Origin of the sequence: Micromonospora echinofusca (genome assembly GCF_900091445.1) — a bacterium.
GTDB classification, from domain to species: domain Bacteria; phylum Actinomycetota; class Actinomycetes; order Mycobacteriales; family Micromonosporaceae; genus Micromonospora; species Micromonospora echinofusca.
The window spans coordinates 3,395,592-3,420,371 of sequence record NZ_LT607733.1 but is presented as its reverse complement, the minus strand read 5'-3'; the positions used below and the strand labels follow the sequence as shown (position 1 = coordinate 3,420,371).

21 protein-coding genes and 2 pseudogenes are annotated in these 24,780 nt (G+C 73.6%); 13 read left to right on the top strand and 10 right to left on the bottom strand.

Translation table 11 applies throughout. The features are described from left to right. Window position 1 precedes the first annotated feature (1 nt). Window positions 2-658, top strand: coding sequence for a M23 family metallopeptidase (locus GA0070610_RS14945; RefSeq protein WP_089000601.1), 657 nt, complete (start codon window positions 2-4; stop codon window positions 656-658). Window positions 659-676: 18 nt separating this feature from the next. Here the strand turns inward: GA0070610_RS14945 and GA0070610_RS14940 are convergent, their stop codons facing one another. Then, on the bottom strand, window positions 677-1,411 hold the full coding sequence (locus tag GA0070610_RS14940) for a DUF899 domain-containing protein (RefSeq protein WP_089003516.1): 735 nt from the start codon (window positions 1,409-1,411) through the stop codon (window positions 677-679). 460 nt (window positions 1,412-1,871) lie between these two features. On the opposite strand from GA0070610_RS14940, the gene GA0070610_RS14935 reads away from it, so the two are divergent. Continuing rightward, entirely contained in the window at window positions 1,872-2,708 is an 837-nt protein-coding gene (locus GA0070610_RS14935; RefSeq protein ID WP_089000600.1) for an SIR2 family NAD-dependent protein deacylase, read from the top strand. A gap of 69 nt (window positions 2,709-2,777) precedes the next feature. Here GA0070610_RS14935 and GA0070610_RS14930 read toward each other — a convergent pair whose 3' ends face one another. Next, the gene (locus GA0070610_RS14930) at window positions 2,778-3,728 is read right to left on the bottom strand and encodes a tetratricopeptide repeat protein (RefSeq protein ID WP_089000599.1); all 951 of its coding nucleotides are present in this window, start codon (window positions 3,726-3,728) and stop codon (window positions 2,778-2,780) included. Between the two features lie 189 nt (window positions 3,729-3,917). Between GA0070610_RS14930 and GA0070610_RS14925 the strand changes: the two genes are divergently transcribed. The 3 genes from GA0070610_RS14925 (at window position 3,918) to GA0070610_RS14915 (ending at window position 7,511) form a co-directional block, all read left to right on the top strand. After that, the gene (locus GA0070610_RS14925; RefSeq protein ID WP_157747161.1) at window positions 3,918-4,505 is read left to right on the top strand and encodes an STAS domain-containing protein; all 588 of its coding nucleotides are present in this window, start codon (window positions 3,918-3,920) and stop codon (window positions 4,503-4,505) included. A 105-nt stretch (window positions 4,506-4,610) separates the two neighbouring features. Then, window positions 4,611-6,209, top strand: a complete 1,599-nt coding sequence (locus tag GA0070610_RS14920) for a glycoside hydrolase family 64 protein (RefSeq protein WP_089000597.1) — start codon at window positions 4,611-4,613, stop codon at window positions 6,207-6,209. A 165-nt stretch (window positions 6,210-6,374) separates the two neighbouring features. Next, window positions 6,375-7,511 carry a CaiB/BaiF CoA transferase family protein gene (locus GA0070610_RS14915; RefSeq protein ID WP_089000596.1) on the top strand — a complete coding sequence of 379 codons (1,137 nt, stop codon included), beginning with the start codon at window positions 6,375-6,377 and terminating at the stop codon, window positions 7,509-7,511. 155 nt (window positions 7,512-7,666) lie between these two features. Here GA0070610_RS14915 and GA0070610_RS14910 read toward each other — a convergent pair. After that, window positions 7,667-8,386: pseudogene (locus tag GA0070610_RS14910) on the bottom strand (glycosyl hydrolase family 18 protein); the annotation flags it as partial. 130 nt (window positions 8,387-8,516) lie between these two features. Here GA0070610_RS14910 and GA0070610_RS14905 point away from each other — a divergent pair. Beyond that, window positions 8,517-8,876, top strand: a complete 360-nt coding sequence (locus tag GA0070610_RS14905) for a hypothetical protein (protein ID WP_157747160.1) — start codon at window positions 8,517-8,519, stop codon at window positions 8,874-8,876. 51 nt (window positions 8,877-8,927) lie between these two features. Here the strand turns inward: GA0070610_RS14905 and GA0070610_RS14900 are convergent, their stop codons facing one another. Continuing rightward, entirely contained in the window at window positions 8,928-10,796 is a 1,869-nt protein-coding gene (locus GA0070610_RS14900) for an adenylyl cyclase (RefSeq protein ID WP_089000594.1), read from the bottom strand. Window positions 10,797-11,089: 293 nt separating this feature from the next. Next, window positions 11,090-11,377 (bottom strand): DUF1905 domain-containing protein, encoded by a 288-nt coding sequence (locus tag GA0070610_RS14895; RefSeq protein ID WP_089000593.1) that lies wholly within the window; start codon window positions 11,375-11,377, stop codon window positions 11,090-11,092. A 110-nt stretch (window positions 11,378-11,487) separates the two neighbouring features. On the opposite strand from GA0070610_RS14895, the gene GA0070610_RS14890 reads away from it, so the two are divergent. Further along, window positions 11,488-12,339 carry an ATP-grasp domain-containing protein gene (locus GA0070610_RS14890; RefSeq protein ID WP_172896528.1) on the top strand — a complete coding sequence of 284 codons (852 nt, stop codon included), beginning with the start codon at window positions 11,488-11,490 and terminating at the stop codon, window positions 12,337-12,339. Between the two features lie 288 nt (window positions 12,340-12,627). After that, entirely contained in the window at window positions 12,628-14,031 is a 1,404-nt protein-coding gene (locus GA0070610_RS14885) for an endo-1,4-beta-xylanase (protein ID WP_089000591.1), read from the top strand. Window positions 14,032-14,110: 79 nt separating this feature from the next. On the opposite strand, the gene GA0070610_RS14880 is transcribed toward GA0070610_RS14885, so the two are convergent. Beyond that, window positions 14,111-15,058, bottom strand: coding sequence for a cation diffusion facilitator family transporter (locus tag GA0070610_RS14880; RefSeq protein ID WP_089000590.1), 948 nt, complete (start codon window positions 15,056-15,058; stop codon window positions 14,111-14,113). A gap of 197 nt (window positions 15,059-15,255) precedes the next feature. Further along, a complete protein-coding gene (locus GA0070610_RS14875) occupies window positions 15,256-17,883 on the bottom strand; it encodes a CHAT domain-containing protein (protein ID WP_089000589.1) in 2,628 nt (875 codons plus the stop codon). A gap of 185 nt (window positions 17,884-18,068) precedes the next feature. Here GA0070610_RS14875 and GA0070610_RS14870 point away from each other — a divergent pair, with 185 nt between their 5' ends. The 3 genes from GA0070610_RS14870 to GA0070610_RS14860 are packed head-to-tail and all read left to right on the top strand — an operon-like array spanning window position 18,069 to window position 20,488. After that, a complete protein-coding gene (locus tag GA0070610_RS14870) occupies window positions 18,069-19,379 on the top strand; it encodes a S8 family peptidase (protein ID WP_231926130.1) in 1,311 nt (436 codons plus the stop codon). Between the two features lie 31 nt (window positions 19,380-19,410). Further along, entirely contained in the window at window positions 19,411-20,049 is a 639-nt protein-coding gene (locus GA0070610_RS14865) for an RNA polymerase sigma factor (protein WP_089000588.1), read from the top strand. Then, window positions 20,024-20,488 (top strand): hypothetical protein, encoded by a 465-nt coding sequence (locus tag GA0070610_RS14860; RefSeq protein WP_089000587.1) that lies wholly within the window; start codon window positions 20,024-20,026, stop codon window positions 20,486-20,488. Before GA0070610_RS14865 ends, GA0070610_RS14860 begins: the two co-directional genes overlap by 26 nt. A gap of 189 nt (window positions 20,489-20,677) precedes the next feature. On the opposite strand, the gene GA0070610_RS14855 is transcribed toward GA0070610_RS14860, so the two are convergent. Both GA0070610_RS14855 and GA0070610_RS14850 read right to left on the bottom strand, forming a co-directional pair. After that, on the bottom strand, window positions 20,678-21,721 hold the full coding sequence (locus GA0070610_RS14855; RefSeq protein ID WP_089000586.1) for a hypothetical protein: 1,044 nt from the start codon (window positions 21,719-21,721) through the stop codon (window positions 20,678-20,680). Window positions 21,722-21,983: 262 nt separating this feature from the next. Then, on the bottom strand, window positions 21,984-23,120 hold the full coding sequence (locus GA0070610_RS14850; protein WP_089000585.1) for an FAD-dependent monooxygenase: 1,137 nt from the start codon (window positions 23,118-23,120) through the stop codon (window positions 21,984-21,986). Between the two features lie 61 nt (window positions 23,121-23,181). On the opposite strand from GA0070610_RS14850, the gene GA0070610_RS14845 reads away from it, so the two are divergent. Further along, on the top strand, window positions 23,182-23,820 hold the full coding sequence (locus GA0070610_RS14845) for a TetR/AcrR family transcriptional regulator (protein WP_089000584.1): 639 nt from the start codon (window positions 23,182-23,184) through the stop codon (window positions 23,818-23,820). 147 nt (window positions 23,821-23,967) lie between these two features. Then, window positions 23,968-24,231 (top strand): hypothetical protein, encoded by a 264-nt coding sequence (locus GA0070610_RS31420; RefSeq protein ID WP_231926129.1) that lies wholly within the window; start codon window positions 23,968-23,970, stop codon window positions 24,229-24,231. A gap of 181 nt (window positions 24,232-24,412) precedes the next feature. On the opposite strand, the pseudogene GA0070610_RS31955 reads toward GA0070610_RS31420, so the two are convergent. Then, a pseudogene (locus tag GA0070610_RS31955) lies at window positions 24,413-24,697 on the bottom strand (nuclear transport factor 2 family protein); the annotation flags it as partial. Between the last annotated feature and the right edge of the window lie 83 nt (window positions 24,698-24,780).

The window sequence follows — 24,780 nt, the reverse complement described above, 5'->3', positions numbered from 1 at the left end:
GGTGACGACCGGCCCCCGCAGCAGTCCCCGCACCCACCGCCGCGTCCGCAGCCGCCGCCTCCGGATCGCGCTCGTCTCCGGCGCGCTCGCGCTGCTCCTCGCCGCCGTCGTGTTCGTCGTCGCGGTGGTCGTCCCGCTGGTGCGACCGGCGGGGCCGCGTCCGCTCTTCCAACTGCCCGTCGCGTGCGGGGAGACGTGGCAGTTGGGCACCTATCCCGGTCACGACGACTACGACGTGGACCTGTTCCCGACCGAGGGCAAGGCGTGGGGGCGGCCGGTGTTCGCGTCGTACGCGGGGAAGGTCACCGTGGCGGGCATCAACGGGTCGGTGGGTGGCCGTACGCCCGAGGACCCGGACGGGCCGCGCGGGCGTGGCGGCGGCTACTGGGTGAAGATCGACCACGGCGGGAAGTGGGAGACGCAGTATCTGCACCTGTTGGAGCCGCCGCTGGTCCGGGTCGGTCAGCGGGTCGCCCAGGGCGAGCAGATCGGGCGGGTGGGCAGCACCGGCAACTCCGGCGCCCCGCACCTGCACTACGAGCAGCGGCGGGGCTGGGAGAAGGTCGAGGCGTACTTCGACGGCGCGCCGTCGGGCATCACCCACGACGACACCGAGTACACGGTCAGACGCAAGAGCAACAACTGCCCGCCCGGGTGAGCGTGGCGCCGATCGCCGTCAGTGGCAGTGGCAGTCGCCGCCGGCCGTGGCCGTGTCGTAGGTGTCGTGCAGGGGGAACTCGTTGACGTAGCGCTGCCGGCCCAGCGGCGTGAGATCCAGGAAGTTGTAGGTGTTGAGCAGCGTCTCGAGACCCCGGCCGTACACCGAGTAGGTGTGCAGGATCCGCTCGCCGTCGCGGACGAAGACGCTCAGGCCGTGGCCCTCGCCCTTGATGAAGCCGGTGAGGCCTTGCGCGGTCAGGGTCTCGGCGTCCTTGTAGTTGTATTCCACCGGTGCGACGGCCGGGTCGTTGGTGGCGTGGAAGTCGTAGTTGAAGTCGCTGCCGTGCGAGGAGTACCAGGGAAAGCCCCAGCCCATCCGGCTCCTGAAGGACGCGAGGGTCGCGTAGGGCGCCCGGGAGACCACGGCGAGGGTCGTGTCGCTGGCGTGCAGGTGCGCGAGGTGGCCGAAGTTGTCGGCCAGCAGCGAGCAACTCGAGCAGCCCTCGGTCCACTCGGGATCGAACATGAAGTGGTAGACGAGCAGTTGTCGCCGCCCCTCGAACATGTCCGCCAGCCGGACGGAGCCGGAGGGCCCGGTGAGGGAGTAGTCCTTCTCGACGGCGACCGCGGGCAGTTCGCGTCGCAGCGCGGTGACCTCGTCGCGGCGGCGGGTGATCTCCTTCTCGCGTTCGAGGAGTTCCTTGCGGGCCTCGACCCACTCGTCCCGGGACACGACCTTCGGAATAGTCATCGACGACACGCCTTTCCGCTGAAGCGCCTGCCCCATTCTTATCGGACGGTACGCGTTCACACCAGCCTCCGCCCGGCGCGGTGGGATTCCCATTTCCGATGTCCGTGGCGGCAATTTCCGTCGGCGGAGGCGACAACGGGCAGGTCGGCCCGTCCGACCCGTTCTCCGGGCCGGTTCCGGCACGGGGGAACGGGGTCGGCGTACGCCGGGCAATTGCGCAAGGGAGAACAAATTCGCCGACGCACTCGGCCCGTCCGCGGATCGCGAAGTGCCGTCGCGCGGCGCGACAGCCGGTGGCGTACGGGGACGGCGGAACAGGCCGCACCGGCCCACCGGCGGTAGGGCCGCGACTCGGTCGTGGGGCGGCTCCGACGCGCCACCCGGCGCATCCCCGCTGGGGGTCCCGGATGCCGCACTAGTCTTGCGGCGCGCGGGTACGTGACGGAAGGGGGCGGGTCCGGTGGGGGAGCGGTCGGTTCGGGAGGCCGCAGCGCTGTTGGCGCAGGCGCGGCACGTCGTGGTCTTCACCGGCGCGGGCATCTCCGCCGAGAGCGGCGTGCCGACCTTCCGCGACGCCCTCACCGGCCTGTGGCGCAGCTTCGACGCGCGGCGGCTCGCCACGCCGGAGGCCTTCCGCGACGATCCCGCCCTGGTCTGGGGCTGGTACGAGTGGCGGCGCGCCACGGTGGGGCGGGCCCGCCCGAACGCCGGTCACGTGGCCGTGGCGGCCATCGAGGCTCGCGCCCCCCACGCGGTCGTCGTGACGCAGAACGTCGACGACCTGCACGAGCGCGCCGGCTCCGTCGCACCGATCCACCTGCACGGAAGCCTGTCCGCGCCGCGCTGCTCGGCCTGCGCCCGTCCCGCGCCGCTGCCCGCCGAGCCGCCGCTGCCCGACGGGACGTCCCTACCCGCCGAGGCGCCGCCGCTGTCCGGCGGGGCGCCGGACGGGCACGGTGACGGTCGCCGCGTGGCGCCGCCCCGGTGCACGCACTGCGCGGGCCCCGTCCGGCCCGGCGTGGTGTGGTTCGGTGAGGCGTTGCCGAGCGCCGCGTTGGAGGCCGCCGTCGAGGCGGCGTCCGCCTGCGACCTGCTGCTGACCGTGGGCACCTCGGGACTGGTGTATCCCGCCGCCGAGATCCCCCGGGTGGCCGCCCGGTTCGGCGCCCCGGTGGTGCAGGTCAACCCGGAGGAGACGCCCCTGGACGCCGTGGCCGACGTGAACCTGCGCGGCCCGGCCGCCCAGGTGCTTCCCGCCCTCGTGCGCGCCGCCTGGGGCGCCGCCGACCCGACCTGACGGCGCGCGGCGAGGCTTGGGAGGCCGTCGAGGCGGAGGACCCGGCCCCGGGTGGCCGAGGCCGCCGGGTCAGGAGGGGCGGCGCATGCCGAGCTGGTCCAGCCAGCCGTCCACGTCGAACCCCTGCTCCTCGGCCTGGTCGAGCCACCGGGCGGCGCGGGCCGGGTCGGTGGGCACGCCGGAGCCGAGCAGGCACATCACCCCCAGGGTGGCCGCCGCCCGCGCGTTCCCGGCGTTCGCCGCCCGCTCGTACCAGCCGGCGGCGACGGCCTCGTCCCGGGGGAAGCCCCGGCCGCTGGCGTGCCCGGCCGCGACGTTGTACAGGGCGCGGGGGTGCTCCCGCTCGGCGGCGCGCAGCAGCCACTGCCGCGCCACCGCCCCGTCGCGCGGCACCATGTCCCCGGTGTCGTGCAGGACGTGCAGCTCGAACATCGCGTCGGCGTTGCCGGCCTCGGCGGCCTGCCGGTGGTACGCGACCGCCGCCTCGCCCTCGCCCAGCAGGTAGTGCACGATGCCGGACCAGTAGCGCGCCTCCCCGGTCGGGTCGTCGGCGCGCAGCGGCTCCAGCAGTGTCAGCGCGTACCGCCCGACCCGGCCCACGGCCTCCCGGCCGACGGCGGCGAACAGGTACGCGCCCTGGCGGTCGCCCTGTCCGGCGGCCTCGGCGAAGCAGCGCAGGGCCGCGTCCAGGACGTCGTTCCCGCTCGTGGGGAACGGGTGCGGCGACGGCCACGCCGGCGGCTGCCCGATCGGCAGGTCGAGCAGCCGACGCCCCAGGGGCACCCACGCGTCGGTCCGGCCGGCCCGCGCAGCGGCCAGGTAGCCCCGGACCAGCACCTCGTACGCCCGGATCGGCAGGATCCCGATCATCACGTCCCCGCGGACGATCCGGCCGTCGATCTCACGGCACAACCCTTCGAGGTGCGCGGCGTCGAGCGGCTCGGCGGCCGTCACCCGCTCGGTCTCGGCGAGCAACGTGTCGCCGGGGGCGGACGAGGCGGTGGCAGGCGTCAAGGTCACGCCGCCACCCTACTGTCGGCGCTGATGCACCCCGGAGCCCGCCTGAGCCGGAGTTGTCACACAACCGTCATCCGCCCGAAGGGTGACCGCGAACCGCGGCCGGCAGGTTGTGGACCGAACGGCAGCGCACGCCCGTGAACGCGCGGCGGCGACGCCGTACGGATGGGGTGGAAGGAAGGGACCGGCACGATGAGCGTCGTCCGGGGTGACGAGCACACGACTCTGATCTGCGATGTCTGCGGCGAGACGGTCGTGCAGGCGGGGAGTGGACCGGGCGGTGTGGTCTGGGAGCTGGTGTCCGACCACGACTGGACCGGCTCGCCGCTCGCCGACGGGCCGCACCGCTGCGCCCACTGCACCCTGCTGGCGGGTTCCGGAGAGGCGAGCACGGGCGGCCCGGGACCGGGCGGGATCCTCGGCATCGACCATCGCGGCGACGCGACCGTCATCACCTGCGCCGGAGACATCGACGTCGACGGTGCGGGCACCCTGCGTACGGCCCTGCTGCACGCCACCGACATGGGCGGGCACGTCGTCGTCGACCTGAGCAACGTCCGGCTGATCGACTCCACCGGGCTGGGCCTGCTCGTCGGCGCCCAGCGGGACTGCGCCGAGCGGGGCGCCACGCTCAGCCTGGCCGCGCCGTCGCCGTTCCTGCGGACCGTCCTGCGGACCCTGCGCCTGGACGAGGTGCTCCCGGCGTACGACAGTCTTGGCGAGGCGGTCGCCCGGGTGACCGGCGCCGAATGGACCGGGGCGCCCGGGCGCCGGGCCTGATCCCGGCGGCTCCATTGGCGTACGTCTATTGACAGGAGGGCGCGTCGGTCCGACGCTGAGAGAGCGCTCTCTCAGTTGTCCGCCACCCCCTGAGGAGGAGTACGCGTGAAGCTCCGAAGAAGGCTGCTCGCCGTCGTGTCCGCGCTGGTCGCCGCCGTCCCGGTGACCGTCGTGGCGTCCCCCGCCCACGCCGTCGGCCCCGCGCTGCTGCCCGTCACGGTCACCAACAGCACCGGTCGGGGCGAGGCCGTCCACCTGTACGTCATCGGCGTGCAGCTTTCCAGCGGCCGTCTCGGCTACGTCAACCAGGGCGGCACCTTCGTCCCCTGGTCGGGCGGGCAGCTCCCGCCGTCTCCCGCCCCGGACGCCTCGATCCCCGGCCCCGACAACGGCGGCAGCACCACCATCCGGTTCCCGCGCGGCTTCTCCGGCCGCGTCTACTTCTCCTTCGGCGAGAAGCTCAGGTTCTTCCTCACCCCGGACGGCTTGGTGCAACCCGCACCCTGGACGGCCGGCGACGCCAACCGCGACATCCTGTTCGACTGGAGCGAGTTCACCTACAACGACGCCGGACTGTGGCTCAACAGCTCGCAGGTCGACATGTTCGCGGTGCCGCACGCGGTCACGGTGACCGGCGCCAACGGCGTCACCAAGCGCACCGGCGACGTCGTGGCGGGCGGCCGCAACGCGATCATCGAGGGCATCCGGTCGCAGCCGGGCTGGGCCAGCACCGTGCACACCCGCTCCGACGGGACCGTGCTGCGGGTGCTCGCACCCGGCAAGGCAGCCGGCGCCGGGCTGTTCAGCGCCACCTACCTGGACTCCTACATCGCGTGGGCGTGGAACGCGTACACGACCAGGACGCTGACCGTCGTGCCCTTCGCCGACCAGCCGAACACCCGCTACTTCGGGCGGACCTCCGGCAACGTCATGACCTTCACCAACGGTGCCGGGCAGGTGGTCGCCTCCTTCAACCGGCCCTCCTCGGCGAGTGTCTGGGGCTGCGACGGGGACCTGCCCGCACCCAACGATCCGGTCGTCGGCCCGATCTCCCGGACGCTCTGCGCGGCACTGAACCGGGGCACCCTCGGCACCATCGACACCCAGCCCAGCACCAACCCCGCCGAGTTCTACCGCAACACCCCGACGAACCACTACGCCCGCGTCATCCACGCCAACATGGTCGACGGCCGGGCGTACGCCTTCGCCTTCGACGACGTCGGCGCGTTCGAGTCCCTGGTCCACGACGGCGACCCCCGCGCGGCCGGCGTCGTCCTGAGCCCGTTCGGCGCGGGCGGCAGCGGGCCGGGGAACCCCGGCGGCGCGGTACCCGTGCTGAGCACCTGGAACAACAAGTGCATCGACGTGCCGAGCGCGAACTTCGTCGACCGCGCGCAGTTGCAGATGTGGAACTGCAACGGCACCGACGCGCAGAAGTGGACGTTCACCGGCGACGCCCTGCGCAGCCAGAACGACAAGTGCATGGACGTCGACGGCGGCGCCACCGGCAACGGCGCGGTCGTGCAGCTCTACGCGTGCAACGGCACGGGAGCACAGCGGTTCACCCTGAACGCGGCGGGCGAACTGGTCAACCTCCCGTCCGGCAGGTGCGTCGACATCCGGGAGTGGAACGGCGCCGACGGCGCGAAGCTCCAGCTCTGGGACTGCGCGGGCACCGCCAACCAGAAGTGGCGTAAGGGCTGACCGGCCCGGCGGGTGGCGGCGCCCCGTTGCCACCCGCCGCCGGGGCGAGCGACGGCCGCCGCGTCCGCTGTGCCATCGTGGTCCTTCCATCGACGCGCCGGACGTCGGCACCCGGCGGGCCACGACGCGCCGGGGCGTGGCGTCGACGGGGGAGGGGCGCGGACGATGGCAGAGCAACGATCCGGGCCGCTCAGCGGCGTCCTCGTCGCCGACTTCTCACGCATCCTCGCCGGCCCGTACGCGACCATGCTCCTCGCCGACCTCGGCGCCGAGGTGATCAAGGTGGAGGGGCCCGGCGGGGACGACACCCGGACCTGGCTGCCGCCCGTGCGGGAGGGGACCTCCACCTACTACCTCGGCGTCAACCGCAACAAGCGCTCCATCGCCCTCGACCTCGCCGACCCCGCCGACCTGGACGTCGCCCGGGAGCTCGTCCGCCGCTCCGACGTCATGATCCAGAACTTCCGGCCCGGCGGGCTGCGGCGCTTCGGCCTCGACTACGACAGCGTCGTGGCCCTCAACGAGCGGATCGTCTACGCCTCGATCAGCGGGTTCGGCGCTGGCGCCGGCGCCGATCTGCCCGGCTACGACCTCGTGGTCCAGGCCGCGTCCGGCCTGATGAGCCTCACCGGCGAGCCGGACGGGCCGCCCTACAAGGCCGGGGTCGCCGTGTTCGACGTGATCGCCGGCCTGCACGCGGCCGTCGGCATCCTCGCCGCCCTGCACCACCGCGACCGCTGCGGCACCGGCCAGCACGTCGAGGTGGACCTGCTCTCCGCCGCGCTGTCGGGCCTGGTCAACCAGAGCAGCGGCCACGTCGCCGGGGGCGCGACGCCGTTCCGGATGGGCAACGGACACCCGAGCCTGTTCCCGTACGAGCCGCTGCCCACCGCCGACGGCGACCTCGTCGTCATCGCCGGCAACGACGGGCAGTTCCGCAAGCTGTGCCACGTGCTCGGCCTGCCCGGCCTGCCCGACGACCCCCGCTTCGCACGCAACCAGGACCGCACGGTCAACCGGGAGGCACTGCGGCCCATCCTGGTCGCGCGCCTGGCCGAGCGCACCCGCGACGAGTGGTTCCGGGACCTGCGCGCGGCGGGCGTGCCGTGCAGCCCGATCAACACCGTCGCCGGTGGCGTCGACCTGGCCCGGCAACTCGGGCTCGACCCGGTGGTCAGCGCCGGCGGCGTGCCCGGCGTCCGCAACCCGATCGGCCTGAGCGCCACCCCGCCGCGCTACGACCTGCCGCCGCCGGGGCTCGACGAACACGGCGACGAGATCCGCGGCTGGTTGGCCGGCTGACGCCCGCCCCGCCCGGCTGACGCCCGCCCGGCTGCCGGATCCCGCCCGTGCGCTCCGGTCGGAGGGCGTCCGTGTACGCCGCCGACCACGGGCCCGCCCCCTCCTCCTGGCCGGGGGCGGACCCGCTCGGTCGGCGCCCGGGGGTGGCCGGCGGCTCAGCGGCCCTGGAGGGCTCGGACGTTGTCGCCGAACGTCCAGCCCCTCGACCCGTCCCAGTTCAGCGACCAGGTCATCAGGCCCTTCAGGCCGCCCGGGTAGGTGTTCCACGCCTGGGCCACCGTCGCCGGGGCCATGTGTCCGCCCCCGGCGCCGGGCTGCGCCGGCAGCCCGGGGACCTGCTTGTCGTACGGGACGCGGATGGTGGTGCCCTGGACGACCAGCCCGGCGTTGAGGCAGTCGGTCTGGGCGGTGAAGCCCTGCACGGTCCCGGCCGGGTACGAGTCGCCGGAGCAGCCGTACATGCTGCCGTTGTAGTACTGCATGTTCAGCCACCAGAGCCGGCCGTTGTCGGCGTACCGCTTGATGACCGGCAGGTACGCGCCCCAGATCGAGCCGTAGGTGACGCTGCCGCCGGTGACGTACGCGGTCTCCGGCGCCATGGTGAGGCCGAAGCCCGCCGGCATCTGGGCGAGCACCCCGTCGATGATGCGGATGAGGTTGGCCTGTGACGGGGAGAGTTGGGAGATGTTCCCGCTGCCGGTGAGCCCGGTCTCGATGTCGATGTCGATGCCGTCGAAGTTGTACCGCTTGAGGATCGGTACGACGGTCGCGACGAACCGGTCGGCGACGGCCGCCGAGCTGAGGTCGATCCCGGCGGTCGCGCCACCGATGGACAGCAGGATGGTCAGGCCGGCGGCCTTGGCGCGGCACATCTCGGTGGCCGACCGGGATGGCGGAAGGGCGGTAAAACTTTTCGCCGACATCGACCGTGCTCATGGAGCTAATCTCCGAGATTCGATACCCTCCTGTGGACCCACCTGCCGTCCACCGTGAAGGAGATCGAGCATGCGCAGATTGATGTCGGCGATCGGAGCCGGAGCGATGCTGACCGTGGGGCTGCTCGTCGGCGCCAGCCCGGCGCAGGCCGCGAGCTGCACGCTCGTGCAGTCCGAGATCTACAACGGGGCCAACATCATCGCCTGGTCGCAGGGCCTCCAGGGCTGCTCGGGCGACGTCTACTGGGAGATCCAGTCGGGTGACGCCGGCGGTTGGCAGGTCGCGCAGAGCGGCACCACGCACTACGACGACGAGGTGCAGAGCTACTACGGCGACGTCGAGCTGCCGTGCTACCTGCGGGTCTACGCGAAGTTCGGCACCCAGGAGAAGCTGACCCAGCCCGCGCGCAACAACAACTGCGCAGGCTGACGACCGGGCCGGACGGGGTGCGCGCCCCGTCCGGCCCGGGCCCGTACTCGGCTACCGCGCGGGGTAGCGGGTGACGTAGACGGGCGCGCCGACCCGCGTCGTGTCGGCCGCCTCGCCCACGCCGTTGACCACGTGGTCGATCGTGCCGGCGCTCAGGTTGACGGTCATGACGTGGTGCAGCCGCACGCCCGGGGTGACGGGGACCTCGAAGCCGTTCTCGGTGCGGATCGACGGGTTGTTCTGGTTGAACACGTACACCCCGCCGCCGTGCAGGGTGTGGTGGCGCACCCGGTCGCCGACCTTGTAGCCGGCCCATCCCCGGGTCCTGCCGTTCATCCAGTCCGCCTGCGTCGGCGGGTCGTACGGCAGCTCGTTCTGGTAGAGCACCGTCGTGCCGTGCTCGCCGTTCCAGACCGTGTTGTACCGCTGGAAGTGCTCGACGAAGAGGCCGGTGGCCGTCACGTGGTCGCCGTTGATGACGGCGCCGTAGCGACCGGTGTTGGTCCGCCAGCGGTCGGTGTCGCCGTTGACGCCCTCGGTGAAGCCCTCGACGCCGTGGTCCCCGCGCCACACCCAGGTGTGGTCGATGAGGACGTGGTCGGCGTTGACCTCCAGCGCGGTGTGCGTCCTGCCGACGTGCGGCCCGCCGACGCGGAAGTAGACGTCGGAGAGCGTGATCGGGTTGCGCGGGGTGCTGGCGTTGCGGCCGTGCCGGTGGCCGACCCGCAGCAGCACCGGCGACTCGGTGCGGCCGGCATCGACGGTGACCCCGGCGACGACCACGCCGGGCACGCCGGCGACGTCCAGCGGGATCGCGCCGTTCCCGGCCGTCAGCGTGGCGTGGCCGATGCCGAGGACCACGGTGTCGGGCCGCCTGACCTCGATGCTGCGGGCGATGTCGTACACGCCGGGGGTCAGCAGCAGGTGCCTGCCGCGGGCGAGCTGGGCGTTGATGACGTGCACCGGGTCGGAGGGCTTGGCGACGAAGAAGTCCCGGATGCCGATGGTGCGGCCCGGCGTCATGCCGTCGGCCCAGGAGACGCCCCGGGTGTCGCGCCGGGCGGCGGGGACCCGTACGTGGTACCTGCCGTGGTCGTCGACGAACAGGTACGGCTTCTCCCTGCTCAGCGGCGTCGTTTCCAGCGTGGTGTAGGGCGGGTCGGGAAAGTCGGCGTCGTCGGGGGCACCCACGGTGCCCGCGAAGACCTGGTTCCACACCGCGTTGGACCAGCTCTCGACCTCGCTGTTGCGGGTGAGCCACTGCTGCTGGGAGCCGTTGGTGGTGGCGGGCAGCCGGGAGTCGGCGATGAAGCCGCCGCTGGCGTACTGGGGGCCGGCGGTGCAGTAGTCCATCAGCGACAGGCCGCCGCCGCTGATGTCGAGGCGGCGCATGGACACCGCCTGGGAGACCGCCCAGAAGTTCGCCGAGGACCGGCAGCCGTCCTGGCCGGTGGCGTTGACGGACAGCGACAGGTTCGACAGGGTGCGCCAGAAGTTGACCAGGGCGATGCAGTTGCCGGTGCCGCCGTCGGTGAGGCAGCGGTTGTAGGCCTCGATCTTGCCGGTGACGGTGACGTCGGTGGGGGAGGCGCCCAGGCCGGAGACCTCGGTGTAGTAGCCGACCTTCGCCTGGAGGGGCTGCGCGGGCGTGCCGTAGCTGCCGGGCTTGAAGAGGTACGCGTGCCGCGCGGTGCCCATTTCGGCGTCGACCTGTCGGGCGTGTGCCGCGTCGAGGGTCGCCTGGATCTCGGCGAGCGGTGTGTCGGGATCGAAGATCGTCACGTTGGGCCCGAAGTCCGGGGCCCCGTGGCGGGCCGGGCCGGCGGCGGCCGCCGTGCCGGTCGTGCCGGCGACCGCCGCCAGTGCCAGACCGAGCGCGAGCGCGCGGCGCAGTCGCCGTCGCTCGTCGGGGGACTGCATTCTCATCGGAGTTCCTCTCCGCCGGCCGGGGCGGGTGCCGGGCGCGGCGACGCGGTGGGGGTAGGTGCTCCGGCGCGGTGCGAGGGTGGGTGCGCCGGTGTCGGCCGGTCGTCGTCGACCTGCCGCCGGGGACGACAGTGGGGAAAGCGCATCTGTGAGAGCGCTCTCTCGCCGCCGCGTGCTTGCTTCACGTCGAGATGGAAGGGATGGCATGTTTCTACCCCCTGGACCCCGCCGGCGCTACTCCTGCGATCAGGAAAGATGTGCGTACGCCGTGGGGTGGAGCCGGCCGTTCAGCCGTCGACGACCAGGCGGACGGTCACTTCGTCGCCCACCGCCAGCCCCTCGGCCCGTCGTACGGCCGCCTTCACCGGCACGAGGTAGCGCCCGTCCTTCGGGAACAGCGAGGTGCGCCAGCCGGTCTGCCCGATCCGCGCCGCGACCGGGATCATGCCCCAGCCGTAGCTGACCCCCGCGGCGCGCACGGCCAGCTCCTGACCGCCGTCCTCGGTGACGGTGACGAAGTGCCACGGCGCCGGCCCCCGCCAGAACCACAGCTCGCCGCTGAACTCCAGCTCCATCGGCTCAGCATAGGGACGGGGGCCGACGCTTCGGTCCGGGTGGGCGACGGACAGATCCACGCCGTGCGGCGGCACTCGCGTCGTCGGCGTCGATGGGGGAGCATGCACCCGTGCTGTTGCTCGTTCCGGTGGACCCCCTGCGTCCGCGGCACCCGGATGCCCACTTCGCCCCGGAGGCGCACGCCGCCCGGGACGCCGGCGTCGAGGTCGCCGTCGTCGACCACGACGCGTTGGCCCGTGGCGACGACGTGCCGCGAGCGGTGTCGCGGGTGACCGGGGAGGGCGTCGCGGTCTACCGGGGCTGGATGCTGCGCAGCGAGCGGTACGCCGCCTTCGCCGACGCGCTGGCCCGTCGGGGTGTCGCCCTGCGGACGACCGGGGAGCAGTACCGGCGCGCCCACGAGCTGCCCGGCTGGTATCCGGGCCTGGCCGAGCTGACGCCGCGCTCGGCGTGGACGGTCGGGACGCGGCGCGCCGACTTCGACCGGGCGCGGCACGCGCTCGGCGGCGGGGCGGCGGTGCTGCGCGACTTCACCAAGTCGATGAAGCACCACTGGCACGAGGCGGCGTTCATCCCGGATCTCGACGACGGCGAGGCCGCCTGGCGGGTCGCGAGCCGCTTCGTCGAGCTGCGCGGGGACGATCTCGTGGGCGGCCTGGTGCTGCGCCGGTTCGAGCGGTTCACCGGCGCCGAGGTCCGTTCGTGGTGGGTGGACGGCGTCTGCGTCCTGGTCGGCGCCCACCCCGACAGCCCGCACGACACCCCGCCGGAGGCGTTCGATGCGGGGTTGGTCAGCGGGTCGGTGGCGGCGCTGGGACTGCCGTTCGTGACCGTGGACCTGGCCCTGCGCGCCGACGGCGGATGGCGGATCGTCGAGCTCGGCGACGGGCAGGTCAGCGATCGACCGTCCACCATCGAACCGGCCGTCATGGTCGATGTCCTCCGCCACGGTGTGGGTTGAGTTCCGAAACTTCCGACGTCCGGGCCGGCTGCGGGACGGCCGTTCGGCCGGGTGAGGCTCCGACGGGGCGAGCGGAGCGGAACGCCAGCGCCGGAAGAATCCGATAATCGGGCGTTGAGGTTCCGGACACGTTCCGATACGGTCCGATGGAAGGGCTTCGATCAACACACGGTGCTGAGGATGCTGACGGCGGCGTGGTCTCCGGGCGACCACTCCATCGGCCCCACCGTGGCGGGCGGTTGTCGAGGCGGCCCTGCCCATCCGTTCGATTCATCGAAAGGCTCTGCCATGGACAACAATCCAACCCCCGCCGGCGGGCGCCCGGTGGCCCGCAGGCGGCCGCGCGTCGCGCTGGCGTCGGTCGTGGTCGGTCTCTCCGTCGCCGCCGCGACGATGGCGGTGGCGTCCGGCGCCAACGCCGGCACGACCCTGGGGGCGTCCGCCGCCGAGAAGGGGCGCTACTTCGGTGCTGCGGTGGCGGCGCACAAGCTCTCCGACACCACCTACGTCGGGATCCTGAACCGCGAGTTCAACTCGGTCACGCCCGAGAACGAGATGAAGATCGACGCCACCGAGCCGCAGCAGAACCAGTTCACCTTCACCAACGCCGACCGCATCGTCAACCACGCCCGCGCCAACGGCATGCAGGTACGCGGTCACACCCTCGCCTGGCACTCACAACAACCCGCCTGGATGCAGAACATGTCCGGCACCGCCCTGCGCGCCGCCATGCTCAACCACGTCACCCGGGTCGCCACCTACTACCGCGGCAAAATCCACTCCTGGGACGTCGTCAACGAAGCCTTCGCCGACGGCAGCACCGGCGCGCGTCGCGACTCCAACCTGCAACGCACCGGCAACGACTGGATCGAGGCCGCCTTCCGCGCCGCACGCACCGCCGACCCCGACGCCAAACTCTGCTACAACGACTACAACACCGACGACTGGAGCCACGCCAAGACCCAGGCCGTCTACGCCATGGTCCGCGACTTCAAGCAGCGTGGCGTGCCCATCGACTGCGTCGGCCTGCAGTCGCACTTCAACAGCGGCTCGCCCTACCCGGGCAACTACCGCACCACCCTGTCCAGCTTCGCGGCGCTCGGCGTCGACGTCCAAATCACCGAACTCGACATCGAAGGCTCCGGCAGCAGCCAGGCCGCCACCTACCGCAACGTCGTCACCGACTGCCTCGCCGTCACCCGCTGCACCGGCATCACCGTCTGGGGCATCCGCGACACCGACTCCTGGCGAGCCAGCGGCACCCCCCTGCTCTTCGACGGCAACGGCAACAAGAAGCCGGCATACACCGCCACCCTCGAAGCCCTGAACGCCGGCACCAGCACGCCGCCCCCGACCACCGCGCCCCCGACGACCCCGCCGCCCAGCTCCCCGCCGCCGTCCGGTGGCTGTGCCGCGTCGGTGTCGCTGAACTCGTGGACCGGCGGCTTCGTCGCCACGGTACGGGTCACCGCCGGAGCCTCGCCGATCAACGGCTGGGCGGTCGCCCTCACCCTGCCGGGCGGCGCGACGGTCACCAACACCTGGAGCGCGCGCGGCAGCGGCGCCACCGGCGCCGTGACGTTCCAGAACGTCGACTACAACGGCCGGATGGCCGCCGGGACCACCACCGAGTTCGGCTTCCAGGGCACCGGAACCGGACCGACCGGCACCCCCACCTGCACCGCGAGCTGACCGCGTACGGCCCGGTGTGGGACGCCTTCCCGCACCGGGCCGCCGACGTCGCAGGCACCTCTCGTTCGACTCGGAGGGCTCAGCCGCTGTGACCGGCCGGCTCGACTGCCGGGACGGACCGACGGTCGATGTCGGGCTCGAGGTAGATCGCCGTAGCGGTGGGCAGCACCCTGCGGATTCTCGCCTCGGCGTCGTCGATCGTGGCGGCGACGTCGGCTCCCCGGTCGACGGTTCCGATGGCGATCTTCGCCGCGACCAGGAGGTCTTCCGGTCCGAGGTGCAGGGTGCGCAGGTGGATGACGCCGTCCACGCCCGGGGTGGACACCAGTTCGGTGTGGATTGCGGTGATCTCTTCGGGCAGGGCGGCCTCGCCGATGAGCAGGCTCTTGGTCTCGGCGGCGAGGACGACCGCGATGACGACCAGGAGGGCACCGATGCACAGGGTGGCGATGCCGTCGAAGATGGCGTTGCCGGTGAGCACGCTGAGCCCCACGCCGCCCAGCGCGAAGACCAGGCCGAGCAGGGCGCCCGCGTCCTCGAGCAGGATCACCGGCAGTTCGGGAGCGCGGGCGTGGCGAACGAAGGAGACCCAGCCCCGGTTGCCGCGAACCTTGTTGGCCTCCTTCACGGCGGTGTACAGGGCGTAGCTCTCCAACGCGATCGCGATGACCAGGACGGCGACGGCGATCAGGGGCGAGGTGAGCTCGTGCGGGTCGCTGATCTTGTGATAGCCCTCGTAGAGGGCGTACAGGCCTCCGATGCTGAAGAGCACGATCGCGACGATGAAGGCGTAGATGTAGCGTTCCCGGGCGTACCCGAACGGGTGCAGCGCCGAGGGGGCGCGGCGGGCGCGTTTGCCGCCGATCAGCAGCAGCGCCTGGTTGGTCGAGTCCGCGACCGAGTGCACGCCCTCGGCGAGCATCGACGCCGAGCCGGTCATCGCGGCCGCGACGAACTTGCTCACCGCGATGCCCAGGTTCGCGATCAGGGCCGTCACCACGGCTTTGGTGCTGCCTTCAGCCGCCATCGGTTGGTTCTCCCTCGTCACATGTCGTCGATCGGGGCGTCCTACGACACGACACCCGTCCGTCAGGGTCTTCTACCGGCATCGCGCCCCGGGTATGCGTCGGCCCGTCCCGCGGGACGGGCCGAGGAATCTGTCGTCGGCTGCGGTCTGTGCCCCGCCTCGTGCGGGCCGAAACACCGCCCTTCCGGCCGCGCCGCTCAGCCGGCGCCGAAGCAGACGAAGGCGGCGGCGGTGGCGTGCGCGGCTGCGCCCCCCGCGGCGAATGCGCGCTGGGCATCGGCGAGCGCCACCGCCGGGGCGGCGCCAGCGCGCATCCGCCGGTGCAGGTCCAGCATCAGCGCGGTGGTCAGGTCGGCCGGGACCGGCAGCACGGCCGCGATCAGGGTGCGCGCACCCAGGGCAAGCAGCACGGCGGTGAAACCCATGACCTCGTCGCCGGGCCGGACGCCGGAGAGGCCCGAGTCGCAGGCGGAGAGCACCACACAGCCAGGTGGGTGGGTCAGCCGCTCCAACTCGTACGCGGTCAACGGCCCGTCGGCCAGCTCAAGGGTGGAGAAGAGCGGGTTGTCGGCGCGGAAGGTGCCGTGTGCGGCGACGTGCGCCAGCGCGGTGGCGTTCAGCGCGTCGGTGACGGCGTCGGCCGTGGCGTGGCAACCGGTGAGGTGGCGGGCGCCGGGTAGGGCGGCGCCGAGCTGGCGTACCTCGGTCTCGGCGGCGGGCAGCCGGGGCCCGGCCACCAGCACCGGCGGGCCGGTCGGGACGATCCGACCGGCGGCGCGCAACCAGACCGTCGCCGAGGGCGCCACCGTCACCGGGCGGCCGACGCAGGTCGGCAGGCCGGACCAGGCCACGGCGTGCAGCGCGCCGATCGGGACGATCACCAGTGGCCGGTCGCCCAGGAGCCGGCGTACGGGGTCGAAGAGCTGCCGGTCGAGCGCGGTGGCGGCGAACTCGACGCCGGCCCGGGCGCTGGCCGAGTCGCCGGTGGTGACCAGCCGGCGCAGGCCGAAGCGGTGCCGTCGGGCCCGACCCAGCGCCTCGTCGAGCGGACCGAGGTCGTGCAGGCTGGTCCGCCCGTCGCGGACGAGCACCGCCCGCAGCCGGCGCCCGTGCGTCACCAGTTCCAGCAGCACGGCGTCGCCCAGCGCGGCGGCGAGGGCCCGCACCGAGGGCGGTGCCACCAGGCCGTCACCGGCGGCGCCCCGCGCGGCGCCGTCCACTCCGCGCGCCAGTTCCCGGATGCGCTGTTCGAGCCGGCCCTGGCTGCGGCGCAGCGTGTGCACCGGGTGACCGACGAGCAGCGCGTCCTCCAGGGCGGCGCTGACCATCCGCAGCTCGGCCAGGGCGGCGGCCAGTTCGGGATCCTGTGGCGGCTGTACCGCGCGCATCCGCAGGGCGTTGGCCCGCCAGCGCTCCGCCCAGGCCAGCACCTGCGCGGGCGTGCCCGCGCATACGGCGATGTCCAGGCCCTCGGCGGCCAGTTCGTGCCCGTACGTCCCGCTGTGTGCGCGTAGCTCGGTGGCGCCCAGGGAGGCCCGGTGACCGTCGAGCACCGCCAGGCCCCGGCGCAGGGCCCGGGCCGCTCCCCGCAGGTCACCGTCGAGTCGGCGGCGCAGGGCGAGCGCGTACCAGCCTTGGGCGCGGTGGGGCGCGGTGCCCCGGCGGTGCGCCCGGGCCGCCACCGCCAGCAGCCCGGCGGCCCGGGCGGGCCGGCCCAACGCCTCGGCCAGGCGGGCGGCCTCGATCCGGGTGGTCAGCGCCGGCGAGGGCCAGCCGGTGGCGTCGAGCTGCCCGGCGGTGCGCACCATGGCGGTGAGCAGGGCCGCCGAACGGTTGCCCCGGGCGAACTCGGCGCGCAACTCGACGTGCCGGGCGAAGGCGGCCCAGATGCGGCGTCCCTGCCGGCGGAAGCGGGCCCGCGCCGAGGCGGCGGCGGTCGCGGCGGTGTCCAGGTCACCGGCGAGCAGGGCCGCGCGGGCCCGGGCCAGCAGCGCCTCGGCGAGATCCGAGGCCATGCCACGCCGGCGCAGCTCCGACACGGCGGTGGTGGCGACCTCGACCGCCTCGTCGACCAGCGGCACCGACAACAGCAGCTCGAACCGGTCCAGCAGCAGTGCCGGCCGGGGCACCGACAGCCGGCGGTACTCCTCGTTGACCGTGGCGAAGCCGCGCAGCGCGCCCGCGACGTCGCCGCGCTGCCCGGCGGCGATGCCGATGTTCCAGCGGGCGTCGGCGGCGGCCAGGTCGAGCCCGAGCTGGCTGAAGATGGCCGCGGAGCGGGCCAGGTCGTCGTCGGCGTCGCGGCCGGTGCCCCGGTGGGCGTTGAGGAGCCCGCGGTTGTTGCGCGCGCGGGCCTCCAGCAGCAGGTCGCCCTCGCGCCGGGCGACCTCAACCGCGATGCCGTAGTCGCGGACCGCCTCGTCGAACCGCCCCCGGTAGTGCAGCACGACGCCCCGCTGCATCCGGGCCCGGCCGGCGTCGGCGCCGGTGAGCCGGGGCAGGGCCAGGGTCACCGCGCGCAGCGCCGCGCCGGTGCGTCCGGCGTTGGCCAGGACGTACCCGAGGCTCATCCGCGCCAGCGCCCGTACCCGGGGTGAGTCGGCGGCCCGGACCGCCCGGCGCAGGTGCCGCAGGGCGCCCGGCAGGTCGTTGATCTCCCGCAGGGCCAGCCCGATGGCGCGTTCGGCGGTGGAGCGCTCGTCGGCGTCGGGGTGCCCGGCGGCGAGGACCCGCCGGCCGATGACGATCGCCTCGCGGGGGTAACGCTGGACGGCGTCGAGCGCGGCCTGGGCCGTGCCGGCACCGGAACCGGCGCTGTCGGCCATGCCAGAAGAATCCCGCAGTCGCGCTCCTCGGTCAATCGCGCGGGCGGTATCGGAAATCCGTCGCCGGAACGACAATCAATTGACACCCGACTATCCTTTGAAATAATCGTCCGGTGCCTCGGAGCGCGCTTCCGTGGCTGCCCGGCCCGTCGCCGACCACGCATCTCCGACCGCTTGGAGGACCGGTGCCGTCCGACGACTCCTTCGTGCCGCGCCCGCCCGCCGGGTTGTCCCGCCGGCAGCTTGTGGCCTGGTCCACCCTGGCCGTTGCGGCGGCGCCGCTCGGTCTCGTCGGGGCGGGCGGGCCGGCCGCCGCCGGCGAGTCACCCGACGCCACCTACCAGCGGCTCTTCCTGGAGGCCCTGGCCGCGGACCCCGACGTGCGCCGGCACGCCGTCGCCGGCCGGGAGTTCCTCCACCGGCCACGGCAGCTCCTGGTGGCCGGTCCCGACGTGCAGCGGGTCGTGGCTCGGCTGCGCGGCTACGGCCATCCGGTCACCGAGGGCGTCGGCTTCGGCGGGGTCGCCCGGCTCCTCTTCGCCGTCGAGACCGACATCCCGTCGGTGGTGACCAGGCTGCGCGACCCGCAGCAGTGGCCCGGGCAGCCGGTTCCCCTGGTCCAGCCGCACCACGTGCTCGTCGGCTTCGGCAACATCATGGGCAACCCGGGCGGCCCGCCGCGCGTCGCCGCCGCCCTGCCGGCGCCGGATCCGGCGCGCGCCGGTGAGGGCGCGGGAGTGACGGTGGGAATCTGCGACACCGGCATCTGGCGGCAGGCCGGCTCCCGCCATCCGCAGTGGCTGGGCGGCAGTTACCTGCCCGAGGTCGACGACGAGGACGCGGTCTACGTCGGCGCGGACGTGCTGGCGCTTCAGGGCGGCCACGGCACGTTCGTCGCCGGAGTGGTCCGGCAGGCCGCGCCGGGCGTACGGCTCGATCCCGAGGCCGCGCTGGACGCCACCGGCGTCGGCGACGAGGAGATGCTGGTCGCCGCGCTCGGGCGGCTCGGTCCGCAGGTGTCGGTGGTCAACCTCTCGCTGGGCTACTTCACCCAGGACGACCAACCTCCGCTGCCACTGGTCGACGCGCTGGCCGGGCTGCCCGGCAGAGCCGTGGTGGCCTCGGCGGGCAACGCCGGCACCAGCCGGCGGACGTGGCCGGCCGCCCTCGACCGGGTGCTGGCGGTCGGCGCGGTGAGTGCCGGGTCCACCGGCCCGGTGCCGGCGCCCTACAGCAGCCACGGGTCGTGGGTGGACGCCTGCGCCCTGGGGGACCGGCACAGCACCTACGTCCGGGGCCGGCTCCCGTTGCCGGGCCATCCCACCCGCTACTTCGACGGATTCGCCGCCTGGGTCGGCACCTCGTTCGCCACCGGCCACGTCGCCGGCCGGCTGGCCGCGTTGATGACCAGCGCCGGGCTCAGCGCGGAGGCGGCCCACGCCGCGCTGGTCGCCGGCCCCCGCTGGCATCCCGACTACGGCGTACTCGTCGCGTGAGGCCGGTAGCGGCGTGCCGGGCGGTGGCCGGATGAGCGAGCGCGGCACGGTCGGGCTGGTCGCCGCCGCCTCCTGCGGCGACGAGGGGGCGTGGGGCGAGCTGGTCCGTCGCTACACGCCACTGGTGCTGTCGGTGATCCGGTCCCACGGCCTCGACCACGTCGACGCGGCGGACGTGAACCAGACCGTCTGGCTGCGCGCCGTGGAGCAGTTGGGCCGGCTACGGGAGTCCAACGCGCTGCCCGCCTGGCTGATCACCACCACCCGGCGCGAGTGCTACCGACTGCTGCGCCTCGGCCGGCGGACCCAGCCGTTCGACCCGTACGACGACTCGGTCGGCGGGCACGTCGGCGCGTCCCTGCTGGTGGACCCGGTCACCCCCGACGAGGACCTGCTGCGCGCCGAGCGGCGGCAGGCGCTGCGGGAGGCGTTCGCACAGTTGCCGCCGCGCTGCCGCGAACTGCTCACCCTGCTGATGGCCGAGCCGCCGGTCAGCTACCGCGAGATCGGGGCGCGGCTGGGCATGCCGGTGGGCAGCGTCGGTCCCACCCAGGCCCGGTGCCTGCACAAGCTGCGCAACTGCCCGGCGCTCGCCCCGTTCGTCGGGGCGCACCCGGGCAACGACGGGAGCGGAGGTGACCGGGATGGAGCCGTGGCCGCCAGCCGCTGACGACGCCCTGCTGGCCGAGTTGAGGGCCGCCCTGCGCGAGCCCGGTCCGGTGCCGGAGGAGTTCGTGGCCGGGGCGCTGGCCGCGTACGGGTGGCGGACCGTCGACGCCGAGTTGGAGCTCGCCGAGTTGACCTTCGACTCGTCCTGCGACCCGGAGCCGGCCGGTCTCACCCGGTCCACCGGATCGGCGCGCACGCTGACGTTCCGGGCCGGTGCGGTCGTCGTCGAGATCGAGGTGACCCGGGCCGGCATCGTCGGGCAGCTCTCGCCGGCCCGGGGCGGTCGGGTCACCGCGCACACGTCGGTCGGCGCGTACGAGGAGGTGCCGGTGGACGCGGTGGGCTTCTTCTCGATGGGCGTGCCGCCCGCCGGCCCGGTCCAGCTCTGTGCGCGCACCGCCGGGTACGCGGTGGCGACCGCCTGGGTCAGCCTGCGCTGAGCGGACACCACTTCGCCGCCATCGCGCGCGTCGAACGGCGTTCCCGTCCGCGCCGGGCGGCGTACGCGCGGGTCGTCCTCGCCGTGCGGGTCCGGCGCCGGGCGACGCGGGTCTGGCCGTGTGCCGGCCGGACGGGTGGAACGGAGGTCGCGGGCCCCGTCCGCGACCTCCGTTCCTGCTCTCGGAGGGCTACCCGGCCCGCTGGCCGACGGTGACGTCGTAGCGGACGCCGCCGAGGTCGGCCCGGGCGGCGCCGGTGGTGTCCGGGCCGATCTGGGTCACGTTGACGGCGGTCTTCTCCCGGGTCGGCACGGTCGCCGTGAAGCTCAGCGAGAAGGCGAGCCGCTCACCGGGGTTGAGCTCCAGGTTGTCCAGGCTGGCCTGGCCGATGTCGACGATCTCGACCTGGTTGCGGCCCACCTCGCGCACGCCCTTGCCAGCTTTGCCCCCCTTGACCCAGCGCTCGAACAGGGTCGGGCCGAGGTCGGCGACGAGCCGGCCACCGGCGGTCTGGAACGGGGCCCCGTTCTGGCTGAAGACCACGCTGCTGCGGGCCGGACGGGTCAGGGTGTTGCCGATGGCGAACGGGCGGCTCTGCGCCTGACCGCCGGCGGTCAGCGCCACCGAGTCGACGTTGCGCCAGGCGATGTTGTTGTTGTGGCGGGTGTTGACGCCGATGTCCGGGCCCTCGAAGGTCATCGGGTCGTTGGGGGAGACCCAGCGGGCCAGCAGGCAGAAGTGACCGGGCCCGGGCACGTCGTCCCACGGGATGGTCACCGAGGTGACCCCCGGGTAGACCGGTACCGCCATCGCCCCGATCTGCGTCCACGCGCCCGGCCAGGCCGCCCCGCCGCCGGGCGTGGTCCGGTAGACGAAGATCGTGCCCTGCTCCATGACGCTGTCGCCGTACGGGCCGGGGTTACGCAGCTTGATGAAGATGTAGTTGCGTTGGCCGACGATCGGGTTCTGGCTGGTCGCGCACTCGACGGCGGTGTGGCAGACCTTGATGTCCGGGCTCTGCCAGAGGGGATTGAGCGCGTGCGGCTCGATCCCCACGTCGGCGGAAGTGTCCTGCATGTACACGTCGACGGCGGCGGCGGTGGCGCGGCTGTCCGTCGGGCCGGCCAGTGGCGCGGCGCCGGCCGCGGTGACGGACAGCAGCGTCGCCAGCGCCGCGCCGGTGAACAGGGCGAGCGTCGAGCGGCGCGCTCTTCCTGCGAGTCTGGTGGACACATTTCCTCCCGGAGGTGGGGAATCGCCGCGCGCCCCGGTATGGCGGCGTGGGCGGTGGACACCCATACGGAGCGCGATCGACGAGAATAAATACGACTGTGTTTGTCGGCCGATGTCAGATGACGGGGGTTCGCATCAACCTGGCGAATGCCGCGCAACGGCCCTCGGCGCGACCGTCCGTCGGCACCCCCGCCCATCGGCCCGGCTGCCTCGCCCGCCCCGCCCGTCCGTCGCCCCTGCCGGGCGGCCCGCGGGCGCGCTCTCAGCCGAGCGACGGCGGACGCCAGTCGGCGTAGCGGGCCATCGAGCGCAGCGCCAGCCGGGGCGGGGTGAGGCGCAGGACGGCGTCGCGGGCCGCCACGGCGACGGGGTTCTCCAGTTGCTGACCGAAGCGGCCGACGGCGCGCGACGCCCTCGCCACCCGTTGGCTGCGCGGGCGGCGCCGCCGGTCGTAGGCGAGGGGCCCGTCCGGGCGGCTGGCGACGGAGGCGAGCACGACGGCGTCCTCCAGCGCCTGGTTGGCGCCCTGGCCGAGGTTGGGTGTCATCGCGTGCGCCGCGTCGCCGATCAGGACGACCCGGCCCTTGACGTACGTCGTCAGGGGTTCGTCCAGGCATGCGAGGTCGTCCCGCAGGACGGTGCCGGTCGCGGCGATGAGGGCGGGGATCGGATCGTGCCAGCCGCCGAACCGCTCGCGCACCCGGGCCAGCTCGTCGCCGCCCAGCGCGCCGGGCGCGGCGTTGACGGAGGCGAACCAGTAGACGCGGCCATCGGTGAGCGGCACCATGCCGAACTCGGCGCCCCGGCCCCAGCTGATCGCGACGACGAGCTCGCCGTCCCAGGTCGGGGTCACCCCGCGCCAGGCGGTCACGCCGATGGGGGCGGGGGCGGCGGCCTCCGGCCAGAGCAGTCCGCGCACCGTGCTGTGGATGCCGTCCGCGCCGATCACGAGATCGGCGCTCGTCCGGGCCGCTCCGTCCCGGCCCTGGTAGCTCACCTCGCCGTCCGTGGTGACGGCGCGGACCTCGGCGCCGGTCAGCACGACGCCGTCCGGCAGCGCGCCGAGCAGGATCTCGTGCAGGGCGGCGCGGTGGATGCCGACGGCGGGTGTGCCGAGCGCGCGGGCAAGCTCGCCGGGCCCGATGCGGGCCAGCCACCGGCCGTCGGCTCTGCGGGTGCCGCCGGAGACGTCGGCGCGGCCCCGCTGCCGTACGGCTGTGCCGAGGCCCAGCGCGTCCAGGCAGCGCAGCCCGTTCGCTTGCAGGACCAGTCCCGCCCCGACCGGGCGGAAGGTGGCGGCACGTTCGAGCACCGTCACCCGCCAGCCCGCGCGGTGCAGGCCGATGGCCGCGCCCAGCCCGCCGATGCCGGCTCCGACCACCACTGCCGTCCGCGTCATCGCCGCTCCTTCTACAGGTGTAGAAAGAGATACTACCGCCCTGGAAGGAGGTGGCGACGCCGTGCCGACCGACCGGTTCGCGGTCCTGACCGACGCCGCGATCGACGTACTCGCCGAACTCGGCATGCGCGGGCTCACCCACCGCGCCGTCGACGCGCGGGCCGGGCTGCCGCAGGGCACCACGTCCGCGTACTTCCGCACCCGCGCAGCGCTCATCGAAGCGGTGGTGCGCCGACTCGCCGACCTCGACCGGGCCGACCTGGAAGCCGCCGGGGTGCCGGCCGGGGAAAACCTCCCGGAACTCGCGCCGGACGACGTCGTCGCGGTGGCCGGCGGCATCGCCGCCCTGCTCGATCGGTGGATGAGCACCGCCCGCAACCGCACGCTCGCCCGCTACGCCTGCCTGCTGGAGGCCACGCACCGCCCGGAACTCCGGACGATCCTCGCGTACGGCGACGCATCGCGCGCGCAGTCGAGGGCGATGCTGGCGGCCGCCGGCGCCCGGCACCCCGGGCAGGCCGGCGACCATCTCGTCGCCTGCATCGACGGTCTGCTCTTCGACCGGCTGGCCGGCGCGGGCGCGCGCACCGCGCCGCCACCCGGTACGGCCGCGAACCGTGCGGACCTCACCGTCGCGGTCACGACCCTGTTGCAGGCGTTCGCCGGTCGGCACCCCGACCCGCGACGTCCCGCCGGCTGACCGCCGCCGTCGCTTCGACCACGGGCCGTTCACCCGAGGAGGCCTCCCGTGGCGTCGGGACCGGGCATCGACCACAATCGGAGTCCGTCATCGTCCATTGTCGAGAGGACACGAGTGAAACGCCGGCTCCTGCACGCACTGACGGTCGTGACCGTCGTTCTTTCCGGTTCGGCCGTGCCCGCCGCGCCGGCCTCGGCGAGCGACGCGTGGGGCATCGTCTGCAACCTCCGCGAGAACACCTGGCTGCGCGCCGCGCCGCACAGCCACGTGCTGCTCACCCTGACCGCCGGGCGCGGGTTCCGCTGGCACGGTCAGGTCTGGGCCGTCGACGACGACGTCTGGATCTACGGTCACGGCGCCGAGCACCCGTCCGTGGACGGCTGGGTGCCGGCCGGCAACACCACCTGCTGAGCCGACGGTTCCGCCGGGACGGCGGCGGGCGACCGCTGCCGTCCCGCCAGAGCACCGCTCGCGTCGCGACTGTCGGCCTACCGCTGCGATCACGAGACGTGTCGCCAGCGCGGCGAGATCTCAGCCCGCGCAATCGCCAGCCGGCCGGTGTCCGTACGGCGGTGTACCGGGCCTGGACGCCGGCCGCCCGGTGCGGCGCCTCGCCCTGGTGGGAGAAGTAGACGAGCTGATGGGTGCTGACGTCGGCATGGTCGCCGTCGAGATCCACCACCACGTCGGTGTTGAAGTGCTGCGTCGCCTCGTGCTCCGGGCTGGTGCGCCGCACGACGTCGACGATGTCGTCGATGCCGCGCAGGACGCCGCGTGGACTGCTGGTCTCGGCGTGCGGAACGTAGACGGTTCGCAGGTCCTCGAAGCGCCGTCCAGGCCCGCGAGCCTGCCGACCAGTTCGGCGATCTCGACGCATCCGGTCGCCGTGTGACCTAGGTCATCACCGTGGGCTCCCGCCGGGGCTGCCGTCGGCCCTGCGCCGCGCGCTCCGGCACGCCG